Origin of the sequence: Streptomyces marokkonensis (genome assembly GCF_039539045.1) — a bacterium.
Taxonomy (GTDB): Bacteria; Actinomycetota; Actinomycetes; order Streptomycetales; family Streptomycetaceae; genus Streptomyces; species Streptomyces marokkonensis.
This window is the reverse complement of the sequence record NZ_BAABCQ010000310.1, coordinates 1-4,133: the sequence shown is the minus strand read 5'-3', so window position 1 is coordinate 4,133 and position 4,133 is coordinate 1. Positions and strand designations below refer to the sequence as shown.

Here is a 4,133-nt window from a genome sequence, read left to right as displayed (position 1 = left end):
CGAGGCGGTCGAGTGGACCTGCGACTGGCTAATGTCCCACCGATGCCTGTGGAGCACACGATCCGGGCAGCCGTGTGAGTCGGACCAAACCGGGTCCCCGGCTGTGACCGATCAATCGCGACCGCTATCACTTGGTGGACAGCCCCCTGCCGGCCGCTTACCCAGACTGCCACTCCAAGCCGCAAAGCAACGAAAAGCAGACGGAAGTGGAAGCATCCGAGCCGCAGAACGTCCCGCTGCACGTCTGGACGACGACTGGTGTACCCGCAATTGGCGAGAACAGGATACTCGTCGAGGTGCAGCGTGCGGATACGAAAGCGACGGCACTAATAGTCGAGGCCAGCGAAGGGGTCCGTCGATTCACCCGTCCATGGGTCTACCTCCTCATCAAGGAACCGCCCCGAACCGCGCGGTCCCCGAACTGGCCTGTCCGTGCGCATAGTCGGCCTGGGTCTTACACGGGCGCATCCCGGGCGGACGTACCCGGCGGGTTCGGTGCCCGCACCCGTCGCGAAGGCCCTGGACCTTGGTATGAGCGCGAGCAAGACCACGACCGGCAGCCCGAGAGGGACGGCCAAGGAGTCACGCAAGGCGTAGCCGGTTCCAGGAACGTTCTCAGGTACTGGCCCCGGCGCTGTCCTTGAGGACCCCCAGAAAGCGCTCTACGGGGCCCCCTGAAGACGGTTGGGTCGGATCGCCGGTCAGCAGGACGTGCAGGGCCCACACCAGGGCAGCGCGGCGTGCCTCCGTTTGCTTCCGCCTTTCCTTGCCCATGAGGTGTCCCTCGCGCTCGGTCAGCGCGTCGATCCGCAGGATTTCACGGCCGATGATCTCGAGCCCCTGCTCGGTCACCATTCCTCCCGACCGTTGCACCGGGCCCCGGGGACCCGGCCGAGACTTTCGATCCCGAAGTTGAACACGTCAGGATCCTCTCAGAATCAAACCTCATGCGACTTCACCGAGGCTCTGGAGCTGGTCTGAGAACGCGCGGCCACGGTGACCACCGGTGTGCGAGGACAGAAGATCAGACGATGCCCGCAGGTCACAGCGTAGTTCCTGCCTGGTGGCAGGACGGATTCGAGGTCCTGATGGGCCGCATCGCCAGGTGGTTCGCCCGCGGGCCCGGCGGCCGGGCGGACGTCCGGAGCGCCGGGACATCGGGAACTCCCTGCCGTCTTCCCGCGTTCCACACACAGTGGGGGGCGGGCGTACCGCTCGCTTCCCCCTTCCGTACGCCTACTCTCCGTACGGGGCGACCTCAGCAGCCAGGCGAGTACCTCTTCGAGCAGGTACCCCTGCAGTGTTCTCACCCCCACCATGGGATGACCTTAAGCGCCGCGCACCTGATTGCTCATCGGAATGCCGGAAGAGCGCTCACCAGCACATGTTCCGGAAGGATGCGGCCGGCGTCGGTCGGGCGGCAGGCTTGCCCTGTCACGCCCCCGCGACCGCACTGGATCCGCACCTTCCACTCCGAGTCCTTATGCCTCCGCGGGCAGCGCGGGGAACACCACCACCGAGCCGTCCCGGTCACGGGCGATCTCGATCGCCACGTCCGTCGGGCGGCCGTTGAGTGCGACGCCGTCGCTCAGGCGACGGATCTGGTGTGCCGCACGCAGGAGCCGGTCGACCTCGCCGGTCGTGAAGACGCGGAGCTTGCCGTTCGGGCGCGCCAGCTCCAGCGTCGACAGCCGCACCAGCACACTGGCCATGCCCCTCTCCAACTCGTCAAGACGCTGCTCGTCGGCCTTGAGGGTGCGGGCGAAGTTCTCGAACAGGTTGTCGGGCTCGCTCTGGGCTCGCTCGACCGCCTGGAGGACGTTGACGCGCCGCTTCAATGCGATGGCCAACGACGCCAGTTCGAGGTGGGTGCGGAACGTACCGCCCTGGCCGTCCACGCCGGGGAACGACTCGGTCAGTGTGCTGATCTCGACGGGCTCGCCGGCGGGCAACTTGTCGAGCGCGCTCCGCCAGCGGGCCAGACGGATGTCGGCCTTGCTCAGCGCCGTGTCGATGGTGTGCACCGCCGAGTCGAGTCCCAGCGAGACACCGAGCTTGCCCTGGTCGAGCAGGATGGCCGTGGCCTTGTCGATGGCGGGACGGCAGCCGTTGAGTGCGCTGTGCTCGTCGTCGAGCTTGTCGGCCTGAAGCTGCTCCAGCAGGTCCGTAATGTGCGCGATGGCCTGCTGCCGCTTGCGGTCGGCGTGCGCGCTCACCCCGACGGCCACCGCCATGAGCACGAGCGGAGCGGCCACGGTGAGCACCGTGCCACCCGCGGCCGCGGCGCCGGCGGTCGCGCCCGCGCCGCCGACCGTGCCCGCCGCTGCCGCTCCGCTGACCGGCACAATCGTCGCTTTGGCGGCGATCTGGCCCGTCGTCGAGTGCACAAGGTCGCCGTAGAACTCGCCCGTCGACCCCTTCGGCACCATCCAGCGAACCAGCCCCTGTCCGAACTCGGCGGCGACCTTCGCAGGGACCACCACGCGGCACAGGATCTCGCCGGAGGCCGTCGCCTTGGCGGCCATGGCGGAAGCCTTCGCCGACTCGGTGATGAGCTGCGACAGGTGCTGCGCCAGCGGGCTGGCGGCATCGAGCGGGATGCCACGGCTACGGTCGAGCTTGTCGGGCAGCGGGTGCGCCTCGAGCGTGGCGATCGGCTGGTCGGCCAACGCGGCCAGCGCTCCACGCAGTTCGGCCAGCCGCTCGGCCGTCATCGGCCCGTCCCCGATCACCGCCGGCACCTGGACATCACGTGTCGCCAGCGTCCAGACCGGAACAGTCGCCCTGCGGTAGTCAATCATCGTCTCCCCTAGTTTCCGGCACCAGCCTACGGCTGACATCCGACGAGAGCGGTGGACTCTCGTCACTCCCGAATCGCAACGCCCGGACGTCACGCCACACATCGGACCCTCCCGTAACCAGGCCGGCTTCCTCGCGGACCCGCAGCTCTAGTCACGCCGTCATCACGTTTGCACCCACCCGTGCGCCCCCTCCAGCCGACGCGTAACACACACGGCTTCGCCTCCACCCCGTCACGAACACCGGTACCGCGACCCGCTCACCGCCGGTAGCGATCGGCGAGCTTGTCGAACCTTGTCGCGATCGCACGGAACTGCTTGAAACGGGCGAAGCATCGTTCGACCACGTTGCGGGCGAGGTGGATGTCCTTGTCGAAAGCGAGTGGGCAACCGCCGTGGGTTCCAACGTCGCCGGCGGTTGGCCGTCTGGTCGCGGCGGTCGGGGATCGTGGCAACGATGCCCGGGACCGGCCGAGCGCCCGACGCTCCTGTGAGCGGCCCGGATCTTCCAGTTCCTTCCCCTATGCGTCCCCTTTTTGCGGGCACCGGCCGCGTACTGGTGGGTCCGGTTGATCGTGGAGTCGATGAAACGGTCCACTCCGCCCAGCCCATCGCGTCGTCGCGGGCCTGGACGTGTCCCAGCAGCTTTGCCCACGTCCCGAGGGGCTCTGTCCGCTCCTACGCCGCATCCGTCAACTCACCTCGACCTGGCACAAGATCAATGATCGGAGCGCTCGTTCTCGAACTCCTGTGCGGGGTCCGTCACGAAGCGGCTCAGCCGGTAGATGGTCGCTAGGCCGTGTTTGAGAATGTGGAAGTTCTCGGTTGGTGGTCCGGCCCGTCGTCGAGATGCGCGTTGATACGGTCGAGCAGGGCGAACAGTTGCGCGCGCTCGTCGCGCCCGAGCGGGGCCATGATGTGTTCGTTGACGCCGTCGAGCACACGGCTGAGCTCGTCGAGGCGGCACTCGCCGTTGTTGGTGATGGTGATGACGTTGCGACGCTTGTCGGCCGGGTCGGGGGCGCGACGGACCCAGCCGCCGTCCGCGAGGTCGTTGAGAACTGACACAAGATCGCTCTTGTAGATCCGGGTGCGGCCGGACAGGGCCGCCTGGCTCGCGGGGCCGAACTCGGAGAGGGCGGCAAGCACCACGAAGTGGTCCTTGTGGGCGCCCACCGCTTGGAGTGCGTCGCCCGCGACGCGCCGTGTCTGGGCAGCCGTCATCCCGACGAGTCGCGAGAGCTGCCCCTTGAGTCGTTCCGGGGTCTCACCGCCGCGGTCGAATCGCAGCTCGTAGCCGGTCTCCATGCTGACACTCTACCGGTTGCGTTAGGG

Annotated in this window: 3 protein-coding genes; all 3 read right to left on the bottom strand. The window is 67.7% G+C overall.

The window, feature by feature from the left end:
- Positions 1-615: 615 nt before the first annotated feature.
- The gene (locus ABEA26_RS35265) at positions 616-855 is read right to left on the bottom strand and encodes a hypothetical protein (protein ID WP_345598066.1); all 240 of its coding nucleotides are present in this window, start codon (positions 853-855) and stop codon (positions 616-618) included.
- A 626-nt stretch (positions 856-1,481) separates the two neighbouring features.
- Positions 1,482-2,801 carry a hypothetical protein gene (locus ABEA26_RS35260; RefSeq protein ID WP_345598064.1) on the bottom strand — a complete coding sequence of 440 codons (1,320 nt, stop codon included), beginning with the start codon at positions 2,799-2,801 and terminating at the stop codon, positions 1,482-1,484.
- Positions 2,802-3,590: 789 nt separating this feature from the next.
- On the bottom strand, positions 3,591-4,106 hold the full coding sequence (locus ABEA26_RS35250; protein ID WP_345598063.1) for a MarR family winged helix-turn-helix transcriptional regulator: 516 nt from the start codon (positions 4,104-4,106) through the stop codon (positions 3,591-3,593).
- Between the last annotated feature and the right edge of the window lie 27 nt (positions 4,107-4,133).

Coding starts and splice junctions, on each gene's coding strand:
- ABEA26_RS35265 (WP_345598066.1), bottom strand. CDS start 855: ATGGTGACCGAGCAGGGGCTCGAGATCATCGGCCGTGAAATCCTGCGG.
- ABEA26_RS35260 (WP_345598064.1), bottom strand. CDS start 2,801: ATGATTGACTACCGCAGGGCGACTGTTCCGGTCTGGACGCTGGCGACA.
- ABEA26_RS35250 (WP_345598063.1), bottom strand. CDS start 4,106: ATGGAGACCGGCTACGAGCTGCGATTCGACCGCGGCGGTGAGACCCCG.